Source organism: Kitasatospora sp. NPDC038210, from assembly GCF_055600605.1.
The window spans coordinates 33606-55662 of the sequence record NZ_JBVJYK010000031.1; the positions used below are offsets into that span (position 1 = coordinate 33606).

Genomic DNA, 22057 nt, shown 5'->3' on the forward strand with positions numbered 1-22057 from the left:
ACGGCTGCCGCACGCTGCCCGCCATGACGACTGCCACTGCCACTGCCACCCGGGCCATCGAACTGCCGCAGGACCGCCGCCGCTACCTCTCCGCGTCCGGGGTGGCGCTGTGGGGTGCCCAGATCGGCCAGGTGGCCCTGCCGTTGACGGCGGTCACCGTGCTGCACACCGGTGCGGGCGGCACCTCGCTGGTGAAGACGGCGCTGACGCTGCCGTTCGTGGTCCTCGGGCTGCCCGTGGGGGCGTGGCTGGACCGGGTGCGGCGCCGGCCGGTGATGATCGGCGCGGACCTGGTACGGGCGGGCGCGCTGCTGACCGTCCCGGCGGCCGCGTGGGCCGGGCACCTGACGACGTCCCACCTGCTCGCCGTGGTGACGGTGCTGGGGGTGGCGACGGTCTTCTTCGACCTGGCCGCCCAGAGCCATGTGAAGGACCTGGTCCACGGCTCCCGGCTCGCAGGCACCAACGCCCGGTTGGCGACGATCACCCAGACCGCGCTGATCGCCGGCCCGCCGCTGGCGGGGTGGGCGGCCGGGCTGCTGAGCGCGCCGACCGTGCTGCTGGTCACGGCCGGCGGCTACCTGTGGTCGGCGGGCCGGCTCGCCACCCTGAAGACGCCGGAGCACCCGGGTGGCGCCGGGCCCCGGCGGCGCCTGCTGCGCGAGATGGCCGAGGGCGTCACGTTCGTGGCCCGCCAGCCCGTGTTGCGCACGGTGGTGGCCGCCGGGTGCCTGGTGAACGTCGGGACGGCCGGGGTGACGACGCTGCTGCCGGTGCTGGCCCTGACCGGGCTGGGGTGGAACGGGGCGCAGCTCGGGGCGTTCCTCGGCGCCGGGGGTGTGGGCGGGCTGGTCGGCGCGGTGTCGGCGGTGCGCCTGGCCGGGCGGCTCGGTGCGGGGCGGGCAGCGCTGCTCGTCGGCGTCGCCGTCGCGCCGCTGGCGGTCGGCCTGCCGCTGCTGGGTGCGCCGGTGCCCGCGCCGGTGGCCGCCGCGGGGTGGGCGCTGGTGATGCTGAAGGTCGGGTTCGACTCGGTGGTGATGATGACCTTCCGCCAGCAGGTGACGCCCGCCGGGCTGCTGGGCCGGGTCAACGGCACGATGCGGGTGCTGTTCACGGGGGCGGTGGCGCTGGGCGCGGCGTCGGCGGGGGTGCTGGCGCAGGCGGTCGGGCTGCGCTGGGCGCTGGGGGTGTCGGCCGGGTGCCTGGCATGCGTGTGGATCCCGATCGCGCTGTCGCCGCTGCGGCGGATGACGGTGCTGGACACGGGGGCGTAGGGCCTGCGGCCGTCTCCGGGTGATCCCGGTCGGGTGTCGGCGCGGCCGCGCGGGGCGTCGGCCGGGCCGACTTCCCGCGCGTCGGCGCGTGCGCCGTGGGTGCGCGGCCGGTCAGGCGTGCGGGGGGGACCAGAGGGGAGGCCTCGCGAGCCGGCGACCGGCGCGTTCACTCCCGGGGGTGAAGACCGCGCGCGGTTTCGGCCGCCTGGTCACCCGGCGGGCCGGTCGTCCTCAGGGTCGTGCAGGGCGGGGGCGTAGGAGATGCCGACGATCAGGCCGTCCGCGGTGAGGAGCCGGGCCACGGTCTGGCCCCACGGCTCGGTGCGGGCCCGGTGCAGCAGCTCGAAGCCCGCGCGCTGCAGTTCGGCACCGGCGGCCGCGACCGCCTCCGGGCTCGCCACCTCGAACTCGATCGACGCCTGCGGGACGACGCGGCCGGCGGGCCACCGGTCCGTGCCGAAGCACGCCTCGGCGGCCTGCGACAGCGGCCACAGGCCGAAGTGCCTGCTGCCGGGGACAGCGCCGCTTGAGTAGTAGCCGTCGCCCTCGCCCTCCAGGGGCAGGCCGAGGGCGTCGATGAACAGCTTGCGGCTCAGCGGCGGGTCCGCGACGACCGCCGCCACGCTGGTGATGAAGAGGACGTCCATGCCGGTGGTGGCGCTCCCTGGTGTGCGGATGCGGCGGTCGGCGGGGGCCGGATCCCGCCGAACCTATCCGCCCGCTCCCCGGGGGCCCGGACACCCGGGCGGGCACCGGGCGCCGGGTCACCCGATCGGGCAGTTGCGGGTGGCGCGCTGTCAGGTGGCGCGCTGGCCGTGGAGGAGGACGGGCAGGGAGCGGCCGGCCAGCGCCTCCAGGACGCGGGCGGCCTGAGCGGGAGCCATGTGGGCGGGGATGTCGTTGGCGGGGACGAAGCGCGCGCCGTGCAGGCCGCTCCTGTTCTGCGGGGGGACGGTGAGGCGGACGTCGTCGGGAACGGTGCCGCCGTCGAAGACCAGGTTGAGGCGTTCCAGGTAGCGGTCGGCGGGGGTGAAGTCGACGGTGGTGACGTCGGTGAGGCGGGCGACGATGCCGGTCTCGGCGTGCAGGTGCCGGGCGGCGGCCAGGTGCGGGGGCTCGTTGGGCTTGGCGGAGCCGCCGGGCAGGATCAAGCCGTCCATGTAGTCCGGGTCGACGAGCAGGACGTCGCCGCGCTGGTTGCGGAGCAGGACGTGGCAACCGAGCCGGCACACGGGCGGCTTGGCGAGCAGACGGGGGTCACGCATGAGGGGTCACTTCCTGAGGGCGACGAGGAGGACGACGGCGAAGCAGGCCCACCACAGGGACCGGGCGAGGAGGTCAGTCGTCATGCGTCAGGCGCTCGTAGCGCAGGCCCTTGCGGAGCAGGTCGACGACGCGCAGCAGGTCCGGCGGGCGGGCGGGGCCGAGGTCGATCAGGTAGTTGCCGGTGAGGCGGCCGTACTCCCAGTCCACCTCGACCGAGGGCAGCTTGACGCCGCCGAGGGCGAGGACGGTGGTCAGGTCGTCCAGGACGCCGGCGGCCTGGCGGCGCTGCTCGGCGGTCGCACGGGAGAGCACGGAGTCCATCACTGCTCCCCGGGGCGCTTGTGGACCTCGAAGAGGCGCCAGGCGCTGTAGGCGTCGGAGAAGAAGGTGAACCCGGTGAGTTCACCGGTCGGTTGGCGCAGCCACTCGCCGCTGATCTCGTTGCGGACCCGGTAGCACTGGGCGTCGGGGTCGAAGCGGACACCGTAGCCGTGGAGGCGGCGGGGCACCTTGTCGTCGGACATGGGAAGGGAACCCTCTGCGATCGGAGTTTCACGTTCTGTGCATATGGTGGCCCGGGTCGCCTAGGATCGGAAGTGGCATGCGACTTGCCTACGGGCTTGCCGGAAGTCGAGGACTGCCATGAACAAAAAGAAGATTGACCCGGAGTCCAGCCCCTGGGCGCCCTTCGGAATCCAACTTCGCAACTTTCGAGAGGCCAGGGGCCTCAAGCTGGAGCAACTTGCGCCGCTCCTGGAGTGCTCCCCCTCACACCTGTCGTACATCGAACTTGCGCACCGGCCCCCGAGTCGCAAGCTCGCCGAACTGGCGGACGAAGCGCTCGACACGGGCGGCACGCTGTTGCTGATGTGGTATCAGCTGAAGAACGCCGCGATCATCGAAGGCTTCCCGGAGTACGCTCGCTATGAGTCCCTCGCGGAGCAGATCAAGATCTTCGAGGTTGATGTCATCAACGGGCTCCTGCAGACCCGCGCCTACGCAACCGCAATCCAGATGGGTGCCGTCAGGCAAGGAAATGGAACCCAGGAGCTAGCCGAGGAACGCATCGAGTTCAGACTCAACCGCCAGAAGATTCTGGAACGCACTCCCCCTCCACTCCTGCATGTGGTGATGGACGAGAGCTGCCTCAGGAAGGTCGTCGGCGGACGCGACGTCATGGTCGAACAACTGCTTCACCTTGAGCAGTTGTCCATCCGCCCGCACATCGTCATCCAGGTGGCACCATTCACCCTGGGTGAGAACAGGCCGTTCACCCACATGACGGCTTTCCTTACCATGCCGAACCGCAAAGTTCTCGCTTACGGCGAGATTGAACAGCGCGGCTACATCGACCGCGATTCCAAGTCGCTTGCCACACTCACCAGAAGCTACGATCGGCTTGCGGTCGAGGCCCTAGGCCAAGCCGAATCGCTGGCTTTCATCCGTGCGGCAAGGAGAGACCTGGAGTGGATGTCGACCTGACCGACGCGTCCTGGCGGAAGAGTTCGTATAGCGGCCAGAACGGAGGCCAGTGCATCGAGGTCGCCGACGGCTACCCCGACCTCATGCCCGTGCGCGACTCCAAAGACCCCTCCGGCCCGGCCCTCGTCTTCTCCTCCCCCGCCTGGCGGTCCTTCGTCACCGCCGTCCGCAGCGGCGAGTTCGACGCCCGCTGACCACCCCGCAGCGCAGCGGAGTGGGAAGTCGGCCCCGCCGACTTCCCACTCACCCTCATCCGGCTCGGATCAGGACGCTTCGGGCAGGAGGGCGGCGACCTCGCCCAGGACCCGGGCCGCGGGTGCCGGGTCGACCAGCCACTTGAGGTGGCTACCGGCGAGGGTACGGACGTCGTAGGGGTTCTCGGGCGTCAGTGCGTCGCCCTCGCGGATCATCCGGTCCTGCATGGCGAGCGGGATGCTGGTGTCCTCGGTCAGCCGGACGTACGTCCTGGGGATCCGCCCCCAGCTGTCGGCCTGCGCCCGGTCGTCGGGCGTGCCGGCGTCGAGGTTCTCGTCGGGCTGGAAGGTGTTGAGGAAGACCATGAACTCCTCGTCCGTCCCGTCGGCGAGGAAGGCCGCCTTGAAGGCCGCCAGGACGCCGGGGTCGGCGGTGCGGAAGTTGCAGCGCAGCAGGCCGAGTTCGGCGGGGTTGGCGACCATCGCCGCCGCCAGGGCGCCGACGTCGACCGTGGCCATCTCGGGTTCGGCGTAGTAGGCGCTGACGTCGAGGTCGACGGGGCACCAGGCGGAGACGTAGACGATGCGGTCGATCAGGTCGGGCCGCTGGTTGGCGGCGACGGTGGCCGTCAGGCCGCCGCGGCTGTGGGAGACGAGGACGACGGGCCCGTTGCGCTTGGCCCGCTCCAGTACCGCGATGAGGTGTGCGGCGTTGTCGGCGAGGGTGACGCCCTTGATGGCGCCGGGCGTGGTGGCGAGGGCGTCGGGGTCCTGCGGTGCCTGGTAGGCGTGCGGGTAGGTCGCGGCGAACCCGTGTCCCGGGAGGTCGACGGCGACCGAGCGGTGTCCGAGGAGGCCGAGTTCGGCCTGGAGGGGTGCGAAGGAGAAGGAGTTCGCGAAGGCTCCGTGGACCAGTACGAACGTCGGTGGCATCTGTTTACGACTCACTTTCCGGTCCGTTGCGGCGCCGGCGGCACGCGTGGCCGCTCCTCCCGCCGCAGGGACCTCTGGCATGGCAGGCGTCGGCGGGTCAAGCGCGGAGTCACACGGGCAGCGTGCGAACGGCCCCCCGTCGTCCGTGCGTTCACCCTACCCCGTCGAAGATCATCCGCAAGGGCCCGCGGACGCCGGCTGTTCAGGCTTCGGCGCGCAGCCGGGTGCGGGTGCGCATGAGGATCCGGCCGAGCATGTTCTTGCCGGTGCCGGTCCGGCCGCGCCCCCAGTAGTGGTCGGTGGTGGTGTCCTCGACGATCTCCTCGTCGGCGGTGGCCAGCAGGATCGCGCGGATGTCCGCGTGGGTGCGGAACTTGGCGGTGACGGCCCGGCGCATCACGTCGTCCTTGACGCGTTCCCAGTCCCGGCGCAGCGGCTTTGCGGGGTCGCGGCCGAGTTCGGCGGCGCGCAGGGGTGTGCGGGCGCGGCGGATCAGGTCGGCGTGGCGGGTGCCGGTGAACTTCTGGGCCTGGAAGTAGTGTTCGGAGGTCGGCCAGGTGTGGCCGTCGAGTTCGATGGCGTGGGCGGAGAAGTTGGAGAAGCAGCCGTAGGGGGCTTCGTCGGCGCCGTAGAAGTAGATCGTCATCCTGGCCTCGTGGCGATTCGGGGGAACGGGCACGGTGTCAGGCCGCGTGCCGCGTGTGCAAGCGGTTTCCGGCCGTAGGGCGGCGGGCGTGGCAAGGGGGCGGGAGAGAAGTGGGCGAGGATCGGCTGATCGCGGCGGCGCGCAGCGGCGACGACGAGGCGGTGCGTGTCCTGCTGGAGGGCGGGGCGGATCCGGAGGCCGTCGACGGGCGGGGTGTGTCCGCGTTCTGCGTGGCGATCGCGGGGTTCGACGGCAATGTCGCCGGTTACCTGGTGGAGGGCGGTGCGGATGCGCTGCGGCGCCTGCCGGACGGGAGTACGCCGTTGCTGCGGGCGGTCGACAGCGGCTCGGTCGCTCTCGTGGGCCAGGTGCTCGGTGGGACGCCGCTCGACGAAGGCACCGGCTGCGAGCTGCTGGCGCGTGCCCGGCTGTGGCACGAGCGGGGGGCGGTGGCGGTGCTGCGGGAGCGGACGGGTTCCTCGGGCCCGGTGGGGCGCACCCGGGTGCGGGACCGGGACGGGACCGCTTGGTGTCACGAGGTGCGGCTCGGCGGGTCGGCCGTCCACGACGGCCACGCCGGCGTGCTGACCCTCCTGGAGGAGCACCTCGGACTGCGCCCCGGCGTCCGGGAGTTGGCCGACCGGGCGTGCGCGCTGGAGCATCCGGACGGGGAGCACGCCTCCTGGCTGCAGATCGTCGGCACGCTCGCGGGGCGGCAGGACGACTCGACGTGGCGGGCCGCGGCGGCGCTGCGCGGCCACCCGGATCCGCTGCGCCGCCGCTTCGGTGCGCAGGTGCTGGCCTCCCTGCACCTCGGGGGCTACCGGCACGGCGTCCGCAGCCCGTTCCTGGAGCGGGCGCTGGAGCTGTTCCTCGGCTGGGGGGCCGAGGAGCGGCACCCGGACGTGCTGGCCGAGGTGCTGGCCGGCCTGGCTCCGTTCAGGGACCCCCGGATCCAGCCGCTGGGCCTCGCCCACGTCGGGCACCCCGCCCCGCAGGTGCGGGCCCGGGTGGCGGCTCTGCTGGAGAGCACGCCCTCGCGCGGCCTGGAGCGGTGGACGTACACCCCCGAGGGGCTGGACGCGATGCTGCGCCTGGCCCGCGATCCCGACGCGGGTGTGCGTGAGGACGCCGTCCACCAGCTCGCCGACCGCAAGGATCCGTCGCCCGCGGTCGGGGACGCGCTGGCCGCCGCGCTGGACGACGAGGAGCAGGAGATCCGCATCTGGGCGGTCTTCGGGCTGGCCGAGCGCGACGATCCGCGTTGTGTGGAGGGCGCCGGGCGGGTGGGGGCGGTGGCCGACCGTGCCGCCCTGGCCTGGATCCTGGACGCGCCCGCCCGCTTCGAACGGCGCCGCCGCGAGCGGGCGGCTGCCGCAGCGTCGGAGTGACGGGCTCGCGGGGCTCAGGGCGCGCTCACTCCGGGGCGGCCTTGGCCCGGGCGGTCCTGGCGTCGGCGGCCTTGGCCTGGGCGGTCTTGGCCTCGGCGCCGGCCCGGGGCATCCCGTCGACCGCGACGCAGATGCCGAAGACGCGGTCGTGGCTCGTCCAGCCGTTGACCCGGCCCCGGTTGTTGCTGATCTGCACGCGTTTGCGGGCCGGGTCGACGGCCGACACCAGGTGCAGGTAGACCGTCCCGGCGACGCGGGCCAGGACGATGTCCCCGGTCTCCAGCTTCGCCGGGTCCACCGGGGCGACGCGCACCGGCTGCCGGCTGCGGATCAGCGGGACCATCGAGGAACCGCTCGGCCGGAACTCGACGGTGGCCCCGCCCGCGACCCTGGCCGCCACTGCATCCAACACACCCATCCGGCGATCGTGGCAGACCGCGCCCGGCCGGGCCCACCGGTTTTCCGGCGGCTGGCGGCCGGCCTGCCTGACCTGGCGTCATATTCTCCTGGACAGTGGCAATCCACCGGGAGGCTGGCACCGCGGAACGCCAACGGGCTCCCCGCGGAGGAGAGATCTGCGAATTCTGCTGCCGCGGAAGGCCTGTGTGCCCTACGTTGACGTTCATGCGGTCGCACCTGCGTGCCGCGGAAAAGTCTTTCCTGGAGGTCAAGTTGAGCCTGTCCATGTTCGGCCGGCAGGGCGTCACCGTGCCCGCGATGTTCGTGCGGCCGGGCGTCGCCGTCACCAGCATCGAGCTGTTCTCGCTGGTCCAGACGGTGCCCGACCCGCGGAAGGAGGAGGGGAAGAAGAACCTGGCGCAGGCGAACGCGCTCCTCAAGGAGCACGCCGAGATCCGTCTGCTCGTCCAGCGCACCCTCGCCGGGGCGAAGGGCAAGAACGCGAGCGAGTACGCCGACTACATCGCCGCGGGCCTGCGCGGCGACCTCGCCAACGGCTGGTCGACGCCGCCGGTGACCATCTGGATCCCCTCGCAGGCGGACGGGAAGCCGACCGCCGTCGCCTCGGAGGTCGCGGAGGCGGCGGGCTCGGGGCTGTACCAGGTGTTCATCCCCGTCGGCGCGCACGAGGTGCCGATCGACGGTGAGACGCAGTGCACGGCCCTGCACCAGATCGTGGCCGACCCGGAGGCGTACGGGCTGACGATCGACCGGCTGCGGGCCGTGCGGATCCCGGTGGAGCTGTACTGGGACCTGAGCGTCGAGGAGGCGCGGCAGGTGTTCCACGACCGCAACGTCAAGGGCATCACGGTGGACAAGAACCTCGCCATGTCCATGGACCAGCGCGACCTGGGGACGCAGCTCGCCCACCAGATCGCCGACCGGGTCAAGATCACCACCGCCGACGGCGTCGTCCCGCTCGCCTCGCTGGTGCAGTCGCAGCGCCGCCAGCTCGCCGTGTCGGACGACAAGCTGGTCACGTTGTCCGGGCTGCGGGCGCTGGTCACCACCGCGCTCCTCGGCCGGTCCGGGATCGCCAAGACCTCGGCGACGGTGACGGAGTCGACGCTGGACACCGAGCGGGTGCCGGCGGAGGAGCAGAAGGAGCGGGTGGTGTCGCTGCTGTCGACGGTCCTCACCACGCTCGCCGCGGAGCTGGCCAAGGGGCCGAAGGGGACGGCGCTGAACGCGCCGGCGATCCTCACCGGGCTCGGCGTCGCCGTGCACCACGCGACCGGGTGGGCGGAGGCCGACCCGATCACGGAGGAGGCGCTCATGGACATGGTGACGTCCGTCCGCTGGGACCGCTCCGCGCAGTACTGGGACGGCGTCGGCGGCAAGGCCCTGGTCAACGAGGGGAAGGTGACGGGGGTGTCGTTCGCGGGCGGCGCCAAGGACTCCGGCGGCCGGGTCGCCGACGCGATCCTCTACCCGTCCACCGAACTCGGGCGCAAGATCCGCGGCGGCCTCGCGTAGCTCCCGGCCCGGGCGGCGTACGGCCCGGGGCGTGCGCCCCCACCCCGATGAAGGCGGGGTGGGGGCGCTGTCGTTCTACCACGGACCGCGGCCCGGGAGCGCGGGGCCACGGCCGTCCCGGGACTCCTCGCTCACTGCGCGCCACCGCCGTTCGCTCCGGCGTCCGGGGCCTGCGCCGTCCCCGCCGTCCGCACTGTCTGCACCTGGGCGCGGGCCAGTTCGGCGCGGGCGCGCAGCAGCAGGCACCGGGCGTAGGTGTCGGCGACCTTCAGCGCGGCGGGCGCGCTCCCGAGCAGCAGCAGGGTCACGGGGTCCATCACGGCGGCGTACCTCCCGGTGCGTCCCGCCCTCGGCGGACCCCGGTCGGGGTGCCTGAGGCGGCTGCCGGGAAGTGGCGTGCGCCGGCCGGGGCGTTTACCGCCCGGCCCGTGATTCCTCCGGCGGCCCCTGCGGAGTGAACCCGGTTGCCGGCGCGGGCCGTTGTCCCGGACCGGGGAGCCCAACGGGCACCTGCGCCGCTTCACTTGCCTGCGGGGGCTTCCGTCCTCCGCCCGACCGACGGGAACCACGAGTCCGTGCACGAAGTCTGGACCGGTGTGAACTCCGATACCCCGCAGACCGATCCGACGCCGTCCGTGACTCCTCCCCGGATCAACCGCCGGCGGCTGCTGCTGAGCGCCGCCGGAGGCCTCGGCGCGCTCGCCGTGGCCGGCACGACCGGCTGGTGGGCGAGCCGCGGCGAGGTGCGCGGCCCGCGGCTGTGGGCCGCGCCCGACCTGGGCGGGCGGGTCGTGCTGGCCGCCGGGGCGCAGCAGGGGCTGTTCGCCTCGGGGTACGACGGCAGGGTGCGGGCGCTGGATCCGGCGACCGGTGCGGTGCGCTGGAGCCGGGCGGTGGCAGCGGCGGCGCCCGTGGACGGCCCGGGCGGGTGGCAGCTGGCGAACTCGGGCGGGTGGCCGCTGGCGGCGGGGGACGGCGCGGTGTGCGTGGTCTCCACGGCGGGCGTGCAGGTCCTGGACGCGGCGTCGGGTGAGCCGCGGTGGGAGGTGGCGGCGCCGGACTGGGACGAGTTCCCGTGGCAGCAGGAGCCGGTGGTCGGCGGCGGCCGGGTGTTCGCGGCCCACGGGACGTCGCTGCGCTGCTACGACGCGGTGGACGGGGGGTTGTGCTGGAGCAGCGATCCGGGCGCCTCGGGGGTGCTGGCGCTGGCCGGGGGCACGGTGTTCGCGGCCGGCCGGTACGGCGGGCTGCTCGCGTTCGATGCGCGCAGCGGGGAGCGGCGGTGGGTGCAGGAGGCGGTCGACGGCACCGGTACCCCGCCCGTCGTCGAGCGGGGTGTCGTCCACGTCCTGCAGAACGGTCCGACGGTGGATTCGGCGACCGTCTTCGCGCTGGACGCGGCCACCGGACGGGTGCTGTGGCAGCGCGGGCGGCTGCCGGTGGCGGGGCCGCTGTCGGTCGCGGACGGGACGGTGTGCCTGCTGAGCGGGGACCGGCTGGTGGCGTTGGACGCGGGCACGGGCGGGACGCGGTGGACGGCGCAGGTGCCCTTCGGTCAGGGGCGCGGGGTGAGTTCGGCGACCGCGGCGGACGGCGCGGTGTACGTGGGGACGAACGACGACCGGCTGTTCGCGTTCGACCTGGTGACGGGCCGGGCGCGGTGGCGCGACGAGCCGCAGCGGCTGCGGGAGGACACGGAGTACACCCGGGTGTTCCTGGCGGCGGCCGGTTCGGCGGTCTTCCGGGGCAGCCGAACCGGTCTGCACGCGCTGGGGGCGTTGCCGTCGGCCTGATGTGACGGGGCGTGGCGTCCCGGCCCGGGAGGTCTCCGGCCGGGGTGTTCGGGAGTGGGAAGTCGGACGGGCCGACTTCCCGCTCCCGTTCTCTTTCGCGTTCCCGTGCCCGTGCGGTCGTCGGTCGTCGGTCGTCGGTCGTCGGTCGGCGGCCGGCGGCCGGCGGCCGGTGCCCGGACCGGCGTACGGGTGCGGGATCGTGGAGAGGCACTGGTCACGGGGTCGGCCGGGGGCCGCGGCCGGGCCGCCGTTTGTCAGGCTCCGCCGCTCCGGGCAGTGGATCAAGGAGAGGCCGAGGCACGCGGTGGACCAGGAGCGCATGGAGCTGGCGTACGCGCCCACGGGTGAGGACTTCCGTGAGGCGATCGCCGCCCACGCCCGGCACACCACCGTCGGCCGGGTGGTGCGGGTGGCGGTGTGGGTGCCGGCCGCCGTCGCCGCGCTCGGCTGCGCGTCGGTGGCCGCGAGCGGCGCGACGCGCCTGTCGGACGTGGGGCTGGTGGCCCTGCTGGCGGCCACGGCGCTGTTCGCGCCGCGCTCCCAGGTGCTCTCGGCGCACCGGCGGGCGCAGCGGCGCGGCGGCCGGTACCGGGCGGTGGTGGACGGCACCGGGGTGAGCGTCACGGACGCGCGCGGCACCCGCGTGATGCCCTGGGCGCGGGTGCCGCGCTCGCTGGAGACCGAGCACCTGTTCGTGGTGCTGAACCGCAGCGGCAACTGCCTCGTCGTGCTGCCCAAGCGCGCCGCCTCCTCCCCCGACGCGCTGCGTGCCCTGCTCGCCCGGCACACCACGCCGGCGGGCGGCGGCGCGTCGGTCAGCGGTGCGGGTTCGGCGGTGCGCTCGAAGTAACGCGCCAGGGCGCTGCCAGTGGTGGCGGCACTGAGGGCGCTGACGGCAGGTCAGAAGCGGTCGGGCCCCGACCACTCGTACCGGTGGTCGCCGGCCGGGGTGTACCCGCCGGGCGCGGGGGCGCCGGAGGGGAGGTAGGCGTAGCCGTGGCCGGCGAACACGCCGGTGCCGGAGACGGTGAACCTGACTCCGCCGCCGACGAGTTCGGCGTTGCCGATCGGCAGGCCGCCGATCCAGCCCGAGGCGCCGCGGGTCGTGCCGCCGTCGAGGGCCTGCTGGGCGGCGGCGTCGCGGTGCGGGCGCGGCGGCCGGTCAGCGCGTCGGCGGCAGCGGGGCCCTCTCGACGCGGGCGGGCCCGGGGCCCCATCCTCGTCCCGGAGCGCACCCGCGCGGGCGCGCTCCGTCACCGCACCGCGTGACCGCAGGGCAGCGACCCCGCAGCAGCGGCCGCAGAACGGTGACGAGCACCAGCGACCCGTACCAGCGACCGCATCAGCGACCAGCACCAGTGACCCCGGCCGGTGAGCGCACCGGCGACCGCACCAGTGGAGGAGCCCCGTGGACCGTCTCGTCCTGGACCCGACCGGCCGTGACCGCGACGCCGAGACCGCCGAGCTGCACGCGCGCGGCCCCGCCACGCCCGTCGACATCCTGGGGGTGAAGGCCTGGGCGGTGGCCGACCCGGACGTGCTGGAGGGCCTGCTCAGGGACCCCCGGGTCTCCAAGGACCCGCTCCTGCACTGGCCGGCCTTCGCCGAGGTGGTCCCCACCTGGCCGCTGGCGCTGTGGGTGAGCGCCCGCAACATGTTCACCGCCCACGGCGCCGACCACCGCCGGCTGCGCCGCCTGGTGGGCAGCGCGTTCACCGCCCGCCAGGTCGGCGCACTGGCCGCGCGCGTCGAGCAGCTGACCGACGCCCTGCTGGACGACCTCGCCGCCGCCGGTCCGGACACGGTGGTGGACCTGCGCGAACGCCTGGCCTACCCGCTGCCGATCCGGGTGATCGCCGAACTCCTGGGCCTGCCCGACGACTTGAAGGACCGCTTCCGCGCCCGCGTCGACCGGGTCTTCGACACCACCCTCACCCCCGAGGAGTCCGCGGCCAACGCGGCGGAGTTCTACGCCGTGCTGGAGGGACTGATCGCCGCCAAGCGCCGCGAGCCGGGCGAGGACATGACCTCCCTGCTGATCGCCGCCCGCGACACCGAGAGCGAGGACGGCACTGACGGCGAGGGCGGCGCGGGCCGTGAGGGCGGCGAGGGCGGCGCCCTGACCGAGGAGGAGCTGCGCGACACCCTGCTGCTGATCGTCTCGGCCGGCTACGAGACCACCGTCAACCTGATCGACAACGGCATCGCGAACCTCCTCACCCACCCCGACCAGCTCGCCCTGGTGCGCGCGGGCGAGGCCGGCTGGGACGACGTGGTCGAGGAGGCGCTGCGCCGCGACGCCCCGGTCGCGCACCTGCCGCTGCGCTACGCCGTCGAGGACATCGAGCTGCCCGGCGGCGTGACCATCCCCCGGGGCGAGGCGATCCTCGGCTCCTACGCCGCCGCCGGGCGCCACCCCGCCCGCCACGGTGACAGCGGCGCGGCCTTCGACGTCACCCGCCCGGCCAAGGACCACCTCGCCTTCGGCCACGGCCCGCACTTCTGCCTCGGCGCCCCGCTGGCCCGCCTGGAGGGGCGCACCGCGCTGCGCAGGCTCTTCGAGCGCTTCCCCGCCCTCGCCCTCGCGCCGGGCACCGAGCTGCGGCCGGTCGAGTCGATGATCTCCAACGGGCACCACGCGCTGCCGGTGCTGCTCGGCGAGCAGGCGCCGGCTGCCCCCTGAGCAGCGCCTGCCCACCCACCCCCGGCTCCCCCGGCTCCCCGCGGCGGGGCCTGACCCGCGCGGAGCAGCGGGCGGGCCCGGGCCGGGCGGTCGTGCTAGCAATGGCGGCAGGGGCGGGGCCATCCGTACGGAGCACCCGAGGCACGTACGCACGCACTCGAAGCCGGAGACCCTCTTGTCGCACCACCTCAGCGGACCGAACCTGCGCTCGCCCGACGGCGACGCGCGCCTGGACCTGACCGACCTGTTCGCCTTCGCCGCGCCGGAGCCGGGCCGCACCGTGCTGATCATGAACGTCAACCCGGTCGCGCCGACCGGCGGGCAGGCCTTCCACCCGGAGGCGGTGTACCGGATCAACGTCGACACCGACGGCGACAACCGGGCCGACCTCGCGTTCAGCTTCACGTTCTCCGAACCGGTGGACGGGGCGCAGACCATGACGGTGCGGCGGGCCACCGGTGAGGGGGCGCGCGGGCACGAGGCGACGGGCGAGCCTCTGGTGTCGGGGGCGCCGGTGAGCTTCACGGGCACCCCGGCCGTGGTGGAGGCGGGCCCGTACCGGGTGAGCGCGGGGCTGCGCAGCGACCCGTTCTTCGCGGACCTGGACGGGATCGTGCACGAGTTCCGGTGGACGGGGGTGGACTGGGGCGCGGACAAGAACGTGTTCGGGATCGTGCTGGAGGCGCCGGACGCCGAGTTCGGTGCGGCGCCGCAGATCGGGGTGTGGGCGCGGGTGAGCGTGCGCAGGGACGGGCGGCTGGTGTCGGTGGACCGGGGTGCGCACCCGTCGCTGACGGCGTACTTCAACGAGGAGGACGTCAAGGACGCGTACAACGCCGGCGAGCCCGCCGAGGACTGGCAGACCTACCGCGAGCCGTGGACGGCCAGGCTGCAGCACTTCGGCGGGTACACCACGGACGCGGCCGAGGCGCAGCTGCGGATCGTGCTGCCGGACGTCCTGCGCTACGACCGCGCCCGTCCGGCCGGGTACCCGAACGGGCGCACGCTGAGCGACGACGTCACGTCGGCCCGGCTGTCGATGCTCACCGACGGGACGGTGCCCACCGATCACATCGGCCCGCACACCGACCTGCTGCCCGCCTTCCCGTACCTGGGGCACCCGCACTGAGCCGGGTGCCCGCCACCGCGGGCGCCGCGGTGCGCACGGCGGCCCGTAGGGTGGCGGGCATGTCCCTTCCCGTCGAACTGGTGATCTTCGACTGCGACGGCGTGCTGCTCGACAGCGAACGCCTGGCGGTCCGCGTGGACGAGCAGGTGCTGAGGGCGGTGGGGTGGCCGCTGACGCAGGAGGAGATCGTCGAGCGTTTCCTCGGCCGCTCGCACGCCTACATGACCGCCGAGGTCGAGGCGCACGCGGGGATCGTGCTGGAGCCCGGGTGGGACAAGCGCTTCCAGCACCTGTACGACGAGGCGTTCGCCGCCGAACTCACACCGGTGGAGGGGGTGACGGTGGCGCTGGCGGAGCTGGAGCGGGCCGGGACGGCGGACTGCGTGGCCTCCTCCAGCAGCCACTCGCGGCTGCGCGCGACGCTCGGGCGGACCGGTCTGCTGCCGCGCTTCGCCGGACGGGTCTTCAGCTCCGAGGACGTGGAGCGCGGCAAGCCCGCCCCCGACCTGTTCCTGCACGCCGCGGCGACGATGGGCGTCGAGCCGGCCGCCTGCCTGGTGGTGGAGGACAGCAAGTACGGCGTCGCGGCCGCCCGGGCGGCGGGCATGCGCTCGCTGGGCTTCCACGGCGGGCTGACCCCCGAACACTGGCTCGCCGGGCCGGGTACCCGCGTCTTCGCCGACATGCGCGAACTGCCCGCCCTGGTCGCCGCGGCGGCCGACCTGCCGCTGCCCTGACGGCGCCGCCCGGCTCCCCCGCCGGCCCCTTCCTCCTCCGGCCTGCCCGGGGCCGCGGGCCCCGGCATTGAACGGGTTCGCCGCCCCGGGCCGTTGAGGAGGTTGGCGGGGGCCGGGCACACGTAGTGACAGGAGGCGATGGCGTGGCGGGCGACCACACGGTCATCGAGCGGGTACGGCGACTGGAGCAGGACGCGGACTGGGACCTCGCCCCCGCGTACGGGCCCGTGTCACCCCGGCCGGAGGCCGCGCCCCGGCCGGAGACCGGACCGCGGTGGCACCGGCCGCTGGACGCCATGGGCACGGTGCTGGTGCCCCCGGAGGCCCGGCCGCTGCCCGCCGCACTCCCCCCGCAGGCACCGCCCCCGCCGCCGCAGCCGCAGCACATGCCGCCGCAACACCTGCCGCAGCCGCAGCCGGCCCTGCTCCTCGCCGTGCCGCCCGCGCCGCCCGTCCACCCCGCTGCGCCGGCCCCGCCGACACTGCCGGTCCAGGCGGCCCCGCCGGTCCAGGCGGCCCCGCGCGCGCCGCACGCGCAGGCGGTCAACGCCCCCGCCGCACCCGCAGCGCGGCGGGGCCTGCGCGGGATCGGCCTCGGCACCGCGCTCGGCCGGGGCGAGCGCGAACGGCTGGAGGCCGTCATCCGCACGCCGCTGCAGCGCTCCTACCGGATCGCCGTCGTCGGCCTCAAGGGCGGGGTGGGCAAGACCTCCGCGACGCTGGCCCTCGGCTCCGTCCTCGCCGAGACCCGGTCCGACAAGGTGATCGCCGTCGACGCCAACCCGGACACCGGCACCCTCAGCCAGCGGGTCCGCCGGGAGACCACGGCCACCGTCCAGGACCTGCTGGCCGCCGCGCCCTCGATCACCGGCTACATGGACATCCGCCGCTTCACCTCGCTGACCGCCAGCGGGCTGGAGGTCCTGGCCAACGACCCGGACCCGGCGGTCGCCACCGGCTTCGGCGGCGAGGACTACCGGCAGCTGGTCGACCTGCTCGCCCGCCAGTACCCGATCGTCCTCAGCGACTGCGGCACCAGCCTGCTGCACGGCTCCATGAGCGCCGTGCTCGACCTCGCCGACCAGCTGGTCATCGCCGCCACCACCAGCATCGACGGCGCGAGCGGCGCCGGCGCCACCCTGGAGTGGCTGCACGCGAACGGGTACGGCGCGCTGGCGCAGCGCAGCGTGACCCTGATCTCCGGCGTCCGCGGCACCGGCCGGGTGGTGAAGGCGGAGACCATGGTCGCGCACTTCGAGCGGCTGTGCCGGGCCGCGGTCGTCCTGCCGTTCGACGAACACCTGGCCCTCGGCGGGACGTTCGACCCCGCGAAGCTGCGTCACCGCACCCGCCGCGCCCACCTCGAACTCGCCGCCGCGGTCGCCGAGGGGATGAACCTCCGCGCCGCACACCCCGCGCACCCGGTGCAGTCCGTGCACCCCGCGGGCCTCGCGCAGCCCTCGGGCTTCGCGCGGCCCTCGGGCCTCGCGGGCGGGCCCGTTCCCGCCTGTTAGCAGCCGCGTTCGACGCCGGTCACGCGACGAGACGTCATGTCGGCCGGGGCGCGTCGTCATGGGCGTCCGGAGGCCGGGCGGAGCGTGCGCTCGCACGCCCCGCCCGGCCCGCCTCGGCCCGGGTCGGGCTCCCGGGTCCCGGGGGTCAGGCCTGCCAGCGGCCGGGGCGCCAGGCGCGGCGGCGGCCGGCCGTGCAGACCAGCGCGGTGCCGGTGATCAGGGCCACGGCGGTGAGGACGGCGCCCGCCGTCATGATCGCCTCGCGGCCGGCCGGGTCGGGGGGCGGCGGTCGGAGTGCGGCCGTGGTCGGGGCCGGGCGGTCGGACGGCGCGGGGGCGGGTGCGGGGGCGCCGACGGCGGCTGCCGGGTCGACCGTGCCGTAGCCGAGGCGAGGGTCCGGCAGGGCGGTGCCGGGGTGGTAGGCGGTGGCGGTGAGGCGGTCCTTCAGCTGGGCCGGGCCGAGGTCGGGCCGGTAGCCGAGGACCAGGGCGGCGGTGCCGGCGACCACGGCGGCGGCGAAGCTGGGGCCCGAGCCGGTGAAGTAGCCCTTGCCGCCGGGTCCGACGCTCATCATGGCGTCCCCGGGGGCCACCAGGTCGATGCGTCCGGACCCGCCGGAGGCACCGCCCGAGCCGCCCGAGCCGCCGGACCCGCCGGAGTCCGGACCGCCGCCGGGCGGGGCGCCGTTCGGGGCCAGGTCGGACACCGTGAGCACCTGCGCGGGGGCCTGGGCGGCGCCGGAACCGCCGCCCTGGTCGGGTGCGGCCGGGGCGACCACCAGGGCGCCCTTGTCGTCGGCGTAGCGGACCGCGCCGGCCAGGTCCTCGTTGCCCGCCGCGACGGGCAGGGCGACCGCGATCACCCGGGCGCCGCCGTCGGCCGCGTCGCGGATGCCCTTGGCCAGCAGGGCGGCGGTGGTGTTCCCGGCGTCGTCGGTCACGGCGACGGCGAGGATCCGCGCCTCGGGGGCGATGCCCGTGAAGCCGACACCGTCGCGGTGGCGGGCGGCGATCAGCCCGGCCAGGAAGGTGCCGTGGCCGACGCAGTCGCGGGTGGAGCCGCCGTCGCCGTACTCGCGCGGCCCCGGCACCAGGCGCTCGCCCAGGACGCCGGAGGCCGGGTCGACGCCGGAGCCGACGACGGCGACGGTCACGCCGGCGCCGCGGCCGAGCTGCCAGGCGGTCTCGGGGCGCAGGAAGGCCTGGGCCCAGGGCATCCGGTCGGTGTCCTTGTCGGAGGGTTTCACGCAGCCGTCCGTGCGGCCGGTGCCCCGGTTCTGCCCGATCACGGGCAGCGCGGCGTCGCCGCCGGAGGGAGCGGGGCCGGGGCGGGCGGGGCCCGGCGCGGCGGGTGTGCCGGCGACGGGGACGCCCGCGACCGGGGCGCCGGGCAGCGGGGCTCCGGGGGCCGGGGCTCCGGGGGCGGCGCCGGCCGGGGTGGCCGGCGCCAGCAGGACGGCGCAGCACAGCGCGGCGGCGGCCGTCGCCGGGACGGGCCCGGCGCGGCGCGGACGGGGGCGACCGCCCGTCACGCGCCGCTCCGCTGGAGCAGTGCGGGGATGTCCTGCGGGAGCAGCAGGCTCAGCTCCGACACGTCGCCGATGTCGAGCCGGGCGAGTCGGCCGGCCTGGCGGGTGATCATCGCTTCGAGGGTCTGGCGGGCGAAGCGGCCGTTGCCGAAGGTGCGGTCGCGCGGGACGGCTTCGCACAGCTGTGCCAGGGCGGCGAGGGTCTCGGGGGCGCAGACGTAGCCGGCCTGTTCGGCCTGCAGCCGCACGATGGTGACGAGTTCGTCGGCGCTGTAGTGGTCGAAGGCGATCTGCTGGGAGAAGCGGGAGGCGAGACCGGGGTTGGAGGCGAGGAAGCCCTGCATCTCCTCCTGGTAGCCGGCGACGATCACCACGACCTCGTCGCGGTGGTCCTCCATGAGTTTCATCAGGGTGTCGACGGCCTCCTGGCCGAAGTCGCCGCCGGAGCCGCCGCCGCGCGGGGTGAGGGTGTAGGCCTCGTCGATGAACAGGACGCCGCCGCGGGCGCGTTCGAAGGCGTCGCGGGTGAGCTGGGCGGTGTGGCCGATGTAGCGGCCGACCAGGTCGGCGCGGGCGGTCTCGACGAGGCGGCCGCCGGGCAGGACGCCGAGTTCGGCGAGGAGTTCGCCGTAGAGGCGGGCGACGGTGGTCTTGCCGGTGCCGGGCGGGCCGGCGAAGACCAGGTGGTGGCTGATCTTCGCGGTGGGCAGTCCGGCCTGTTCGCGGCGGCGGACCTGGGTGATCAGGTTGACCAGGTTCTCGACCTGTTCCTTGGCGGCGGTGAGGCCGACCATCGAGCGCAGCTGTTCCAGCAGTGCGGTGCTCCCGCCGCCGTCGGCTCCCGCCGCGCCGGTGTCGGCGCGGGCCGCGGCGGCGGCCTCGGCGCCGAGGTCCTCGGGCAGCAGCAGGGGCAGGTCGGCGTCGGTGACCTCGGCGAGTCCGGCGAGCCGGGAGGCCTGCCGGTCGACCATCTCCTCGAAGACCTTGCGGGCGGCGCGGCCGTTGCCGAAGTCGGCGCCCTTGGGCATGCGGGTGAAGTGCGTGCCGAGCGCGTCGACGGCGGCGGCGTCGAGTTCGTAGCCGTGGGCGGCGGCGGCCCGTTCGACGATGGTGACCAGTTCCTCGGGCGCGTAGTTGCGGAACTCGACGGTGCGGCTGAAGCGGGAGGCCAGGCCGGGGTTGGAGGCGAGGAAGTCGCGCATCTCCTCCGAGTACCCGGCGACGATCACCACCACGTCGTCGCGGTGGTCCTCCATCAGCTTGACCAGGGTGTCGATGGCCTCGCGGCCGAAGTCCGGTCCGGTGCCGCCGGATCCGGCGGACAGCGCGTACGCCTCGTCGACGAACAGGACGCCGCCGAGCGCGGACTGGAAGACCTCGGTGGTCTTGATCGCGGTGCCGCCGACGATCGAGGCGACCAGGTCGGCGCGGGCGACCTCGACGAGGTGGCCGTCGCGCAGCACACCGAGTTCGGCGAGGATGGCGCCGTAGAGGCGGGCGACGGTGGTCTTCCCGGTGCCGGGGGGCCCGGCGAAGATCAGGTGGCGGCCCATCGGCAGGGCGGGCATCCCGGCCTGTTCGCGGCGCCGGGCCAGCTTGTTGAGGTTGACCAGGGTGGCGACCTGTTCCTTGACGCCCTCCAGGCCGACCAGGGCCTGCAGGGCGGCCTGCGGTCCCTCCGGCTCGGGCGGCGGCGGGGTGGCGGCCGGGTCCGGTGCCGGGTCGGCGGTGTCGTCGTGGCCGGCGGGGCCGCGGCCGGTGTCACCGGGGGCGCCGGCCGGGCGGACGGCGGCGGGGCCGTCCTCGGCTCCGGCGCCGGCGGTGCCGTGGCTGTCGGCGCGGCCGTTGTCGCGGCTGGTGAGGTCCTGCACGGCGAGCCGGCCGCCGGCCCTGGTCTGGCGCAGCCCCGAGCCGCGGTTGCCGGCGACGGTGCAGCCGGTGATCCGCACGGGTTCCTCGGAGTCCACGCGCAGGCCGTCGCCGGCGTTGTCGGTGACTTCGCAGCCGGTCAGCGCGGCCCGGCTGCCCGGGCCCAGCAGCACGCCGTGGCGGCGGTTGCCGTGCACCCGGCCGCGGGCCATGGTGAGTTCGCCGCCGTCCTCGACCAGGACGCCCTCGCCGGTCCATTCGGCGATGTCGCAGTCGCGCAGGGAGGCGACGCCGCCGGGGCCGACCTCGACGCCGGTGACCGCGGTGGCCTTGCCGGGGCCGGCGGCGGGCGGGCCGCCGCGCAGGGTGGTGCCGCCGACCTGGGTGTTGCCGCCGTCGGCGACGTGCAGCGCGGCCTGTCCGGTGGCGGACAGCACGCAGGACTCCAGCCGTCCGCGGCCTTCCCGCAGGACCTCGACGCCGTGGCCGCGCACCTCGGCGACGTCCAGGCGGCGCAGCAGCGGGTTGGCGCCGTCGCGGACGCTGACGCCCGGTCCGGCGGCGCCGCGCACCTCCAGGCGGTCGAACTCGGCGGCGCTCTCGCCGGTGAGTTCGACGCCCGCGCCGGCGCTGTCGGCGACGGCGGTGCGGGTCAGGGCGGGGCCGGAGGATTCGTCGACCAGGATGCCGGTGGTCTCGGCGGCGGAGACCTCGCACTCCTCGAAGCGGCCGCGGGAGCGGCCGGTGACGTGGATGCCGTGGCCGCGGGTGCGCACGGTGCGGCAGCGGCGTACCAGCGGGTCGGTGCCGCCGGCCAGGACCAGGCCGTGGCCGCGGGTGGCGCTGACGGTGCAGTCCTCCAGGAGGACCTGGGCGGCGGAGGAGACGTAGACGCCGATGGAGGCGTCGCGGACGGTGGTGCGCAGGACGCGGGTGGTGCTGTTCTCCTCCAGGGCGATGCCGGGCTTGTCGGTGGCGGAGATCTCGCAGTCCTCGATGGAGCCGCGGCCCTCGCCGTTGGCGCAGACGCCGTTGCCGCGGGCGTCGCGCATGACGCAGCCGCGGACGACGGGGTTGGCGCGTTCGCCGATGACGACGGCGGAGCTGCCGAGGTGTTCGATGACGCAGTCCTCGATGACGCTGGTGCCGGTGGAGGTCTCGACGATGCCGGCGCCGGCGGGGTTGACGACGCGGCAGCCGCGCATGGCGAGCGAGCCCTGCTGGCGGGTGAGGACGGCGGTCCAGGAGTTGCCGGCGACCTCACAGTCCTGGAGCGCGGCCTGGCCGCGGGGGACGTCGACGGTGGGCAGTTCCTCGTCCTGGCCCTGGAGGACGAGGCCGGTGAGCTGGACGGCCTCGGCGACGACCTGGACGACGGCGCCGCGCCGGGGGGAGACGCGGACGCTGCCGCGGGCCTCCTCGGCGGTGATGGTGACCATCTTGGTGATCACCAGGTTCTCCTCGTAGCGGCCGGGGCGGACGCTGATGACCGCTCCGCTGCGGGCCGCCTCCAGGGCGGCGCCGATCGTGCGGTAGCCGCCGTCGCTCGGCTCCGCACAGACCGTCAGCACGTGGCGGGTCATGGGGCGTTCTCCTCCGTCGTTCGTGGGGCTGTGGTGCTGTGGTGCTGTGGTGCGGGTCGCCGGGACGTGGCGGGCCGGGGCGGGCCGGGGCGTGGCGGGC

Annotated in this window: 22 protein-coding genes; 11 read left to right on the top strand and 11 right to left on the bottom strand. The window is 75.0% G+C overall.

Features of this window, described 5'->3' with window-relative positions:
• Positions 1-23 precede the first annotated feature (23 nt).
• Positions 24-1274, top strand: coding sequence for an MFS transporter (locus ACZ7KX_RS37110; protein WP_470330365.1), 1251 nt, complete (start codon positions 24-26; stop codon positions 1272-1274).
• 209 nt (positions 1275-1483) lie between these two features.
• Here ACZ7KX_RS37110 and ACZ7KX_RS37115 read toward each other — a convergent pair whose 3' ends face one another.
• The 4 genes from ACZ7KX_RS37115 to ACZ7KX_RS37130 all read right to left on the bottom strand — a co-directional run bounded on the left by ACZ7KX_RS37115 (position 1484) and on the right by ACZ7KX_RS37130 (position 3064).
• Positions 1484-1921, bottom strand: coding sequence for a VOC family protein (locus ACZ7KX_RS37115; RefSeq protein WP_470330366.1), 438 nt, complete (start codon positions 1919-1921; stop codon positions 1484-1486).
• A 150-nt stretch (positions 1922-2071) separates the two neighbouring features.
• Positions 2072-2539, bottom strand: coding sequence for an NUDIX domain-containing protein (locus ACZ7KX_RS37120; protein ID WP_350519427.1), 468 nt, complete (start codon positions 2537-2539; stop codon positions 2072-2074).
• A gap of 73 nt (positions 2540-2612) precedes the next feature.
• Positions 2613-2861, bottom strand: coding sequence for a hypothetical protein (locus ACZ7KX_RS37125; protein WP_350519426.1), 249 nt, complete (start codon positions 2859-2861; stop codon positions 2613-2615).
• The gene (locus tag ACZ7KX_RS37130; RefSeq protein WP_470330367.1) at positions 2861-3064 is read right to left on the bottom strand and encodes a hypothetical protein; all 204 of its coding nucleotides are present in this window, start codon (positions 3062-3064) and stop codon (positions 2861-2863) included. Before ACZ7KX_RS37130 ends, ACZ7KX_RS37125 begins: the two co-directional genes overlap by 1 nt.
• A 118-nt stretch (positions 3065-3182) precedes the next feature.
• Here ACZ7KX_RS37130 and ACZ7KX_RS37135 point away from each other — a divergent pair, with 118 nt between their 5' ends.
• Together ACZ7KX_RS37135 and ACZ7KX_RS37140 are read left to right on the top strand one after the other, a co-directional pair.
• A complete protein-coding gene (locus tag ACZ7KX_RS37135) occupies positions 3183-4022 on the top strand; it encodes a helix-turn-helix domain-containing protein (RefSeq protein WP_470330368.1) in 840 nt (279 codons plus the stop codon).
• Complete coding sequence (locus tag ACZ7KX_RS37140) at positions 4007-4216, top strand: DUF397 domain-containing protein (RefSeq protein ID WP_470330369.1); 210 nt, start codon at positions 4007-4009, stop codon at positions 4214-4216. Before ACZ7KX_RS37135 ends, ACZ7KX_RS37140 begins: the two co-directional genes overlap by 16 nt.
• A 69-nt stretch (positions 4217-4285) precedes the next feature.
• On the opposite strand, the gene ACZ7KX_RS37145 is transcribed toward ACZ7KX_RS37140, so the two are convergent.
• Positions 4286-5149, bottom strand: a complete 864-nt coding sequence (locus ACZ7KX_RS37145; RefSeq protein WP_470330370.1) for an alpha/beta fold hydrolase — start codon at positions 5147-5149, stop codon at positions 4286-4288.
• 202 nt (positions 5150-5351) lie between these two features.
• The gene (locus ACZ7KX_RS37150) at positions 5352-5795 is read right to left on the bottom strand and encodes an NADAR family protein (protein ID WP_470330371.1); all 444 of its coding nucleotides are present in this window, start codon (positions 5793-5795) and stop codon (positions 5352-5354) included.
• Positions 5796-5905: 110 nt separating this feature from the next.
• Here ACZ7KX_RS37150 and ACZ7KX_RS37155 point away from each other — a divergent pair, with 110 nt between their 5' ends.
• Positions 5906-7186, top strand: a complete 1281-nt coding sequence (locus ACZ7KX_RS37155) for a HEAT repeat domain-containing protein (protein ID WP_470330372.1) — start codon at positions 5906-5908, stop codon at positions 7184-7186.
• Between the two features lie 25 nt (positions 7187-7211).
• Here the strand turns inward: ACZ7KX_RS37155 and ACZ7KX_RS37160 are convergent, their stop codons facing one another.
• Positions 7212-7604, bottom strand: coding sequence for a S26 family signal peptidase (locus ACZ7KX_RS37160; RefSeq protein WP_470330373.1), 393 nt, complete (start codon positions 7602-7604; stop codon positions 7212-7214).
• Between the two features lie 206 nt (positions 7605-7810).
• Here ACZ7KX_RS37160 and ACZ7KX_RS37165 point away from each other — a divergent pair, with 206 nt between their 5' ends.
• The gene (locus ACZ7KX_RS37165) at positions 7811-9121 is read left to right on the top strand and encodes a DNA sulfur modification protein DndB (protein WP_470330374.1); all 1311 of its coding nucleotides are present in this window, start codon (positions 7811-7813) and stop codon (positions 9119-9121) included.
• A gap of 131 nt (positions 9122-9252) precedes the next feature.
• On the opposite strand, the gene ACZ7KX_RS37170 is transcribed toward ACZ7KX_RS37165, so the two are convergent.
• Positions 9253-9438, bottom strand: coding sequence for a hypothetical protein (locus ACZ7KX_RS37170; protein WP_470330375.1), 186 nt, complete (start codon positions 9436-9438; stop codon positions 9253-9255).
• Between the two features lie 318 nt (positions 9439-9756).
• Here ACZ7KX_RS37170 and ACZ7KX_RS37175 point away from each other — a divergent pair, with 318 nt between their 5' ends.
• Both ACZ7KX_RS37175 and ACZ7KX_RS37180 read left to right on the top strand, forming a co-directional pair.
• The gene (locus tag ACZ7KX_RS37175; protein WP_470330376.1) at positions 9757-10914 is read left to right on the top strand and encodes an outer membrane protein assembly factor BamB family protein; all 1158 of its coding nucleotides are present in this window, start codon (positions 9757-9759) and stop codon (positions 10912-10914) included.
• Positions 10915-11233: 319 nt separating this feature from the next.
• A complete protein-coding gene (locus tag ACZ7KX_RS37180) occupies positions 11234-11764 on the top strand; it encodes a YcxB family protein (protein ID WP_470330377.1) in 531 nt (176 codons plus the stop codon).
• Between the two features lie 50 nt (positions 11765-11814).
• Here ACZ7KX_RS37180 and ACZ7KX_RS37185 read toward each other — a convergent pair whose 3' ends face one another.
• Positions 11815-12171 (bottom strand): hypothetical protein, encoded by a 357-nt coding sequence (locus tag ACZ7KX_RS37185; RefSeq protein ID WP_470330378.1) that lies wholly within the window; start codon positions 12169-12171, stop codon positions 11815-11817.
• A 151-nt stretch (positions 12172-12322) separates the two neighbouring features.
• Here ACZ7KX_RS37185 and ACZ7KX_RS37190 point away from each other — a divergent pair, with 151 nt between their 5' ends.
• The 4 genes from ACZ7KX_RS37190 (at position 12323) to ACZ7KX_RS37205 (ending at position 16977) form a co-directional block, all read left to right on the top strand.
• On the top strand, positions 12323-13597 hold the full coding sequence (locus tag ACZ7KX_RS37190; RefSeq protein WP_470330379.1) for a cytochrome P450 family protein: 1275 nt from the start codon (positions 12323-12325) through the stop codon (positions 13595-13597).
• Between the two features lie 175 nt (positions 13598-13772).
• Entirely contained in the window at positions 13773-14726 is a 954-nt protein-coding gene (locus tag ACZ7KX_RS37195) for a DUF4331 family protein (RefSeq protein WP_350519413.1), read from the top strand.
• A 59-nt stretch (positions 14727-14785) separates the two neighbouring features.
• Positions 14786-15463 carry an HAD family hydrolase gene (locus tag ACZ7KX_RS37200; protein WP_470330380.1) on the top strand — a complete coding sequence of 226 codons (678 nt, stop codon included), beginning with the start codon at positions 14786-14788 and terminating at the stop codon, positions 15461-15463.
• Between the two features lie 143 nt (positions 15464-15606).
• On the top strand, positions 15607-16977 hold the full coding sequence (locus tag ACZ7KX_RS37205) for a MinD/ParA family ATP-binding protein (protein WP_470330381.1): 1371 nt from the start codon (positions 15607-15609) through the stop codon (positions 16975-16977).
• Positions 16978-17122: 145 nt separating this feature from the next.
• Here the strand turns inward: ACZ7KX_RS37205 and ACZ7KX_RS37210 are convergent, their stop codons facing one another.
• A complete protein-coding gene (locus ACZ7KX_RS37210) occupies positions 17123-18508 on the bottom strand; it encodes a S8 family serine peptidase (protein WP_470330382.1) in 1386 nt (461 codons plus the stop codon).
• Positions 18505-21957 carry a right-handed parallel beta-helix repeat-containing protein gene (locus ACZ7KX_RS37215; protein ID WP_470330383.1) on the bottom strand — a complete coding sequence of 1151 codons (3453 nt, stop codon included), beginning with the start codon at positions 21955-21957 and terminating at the stop codon, positions 18505-18507. The genes ACZ7KX_RS37210 and ACZ7KX_RS37215 overlap by 4 nt, the downstream gene beginning before the upstream one ends.
• Positions 21958-22057: the final 100 nt, after the last annotated feature.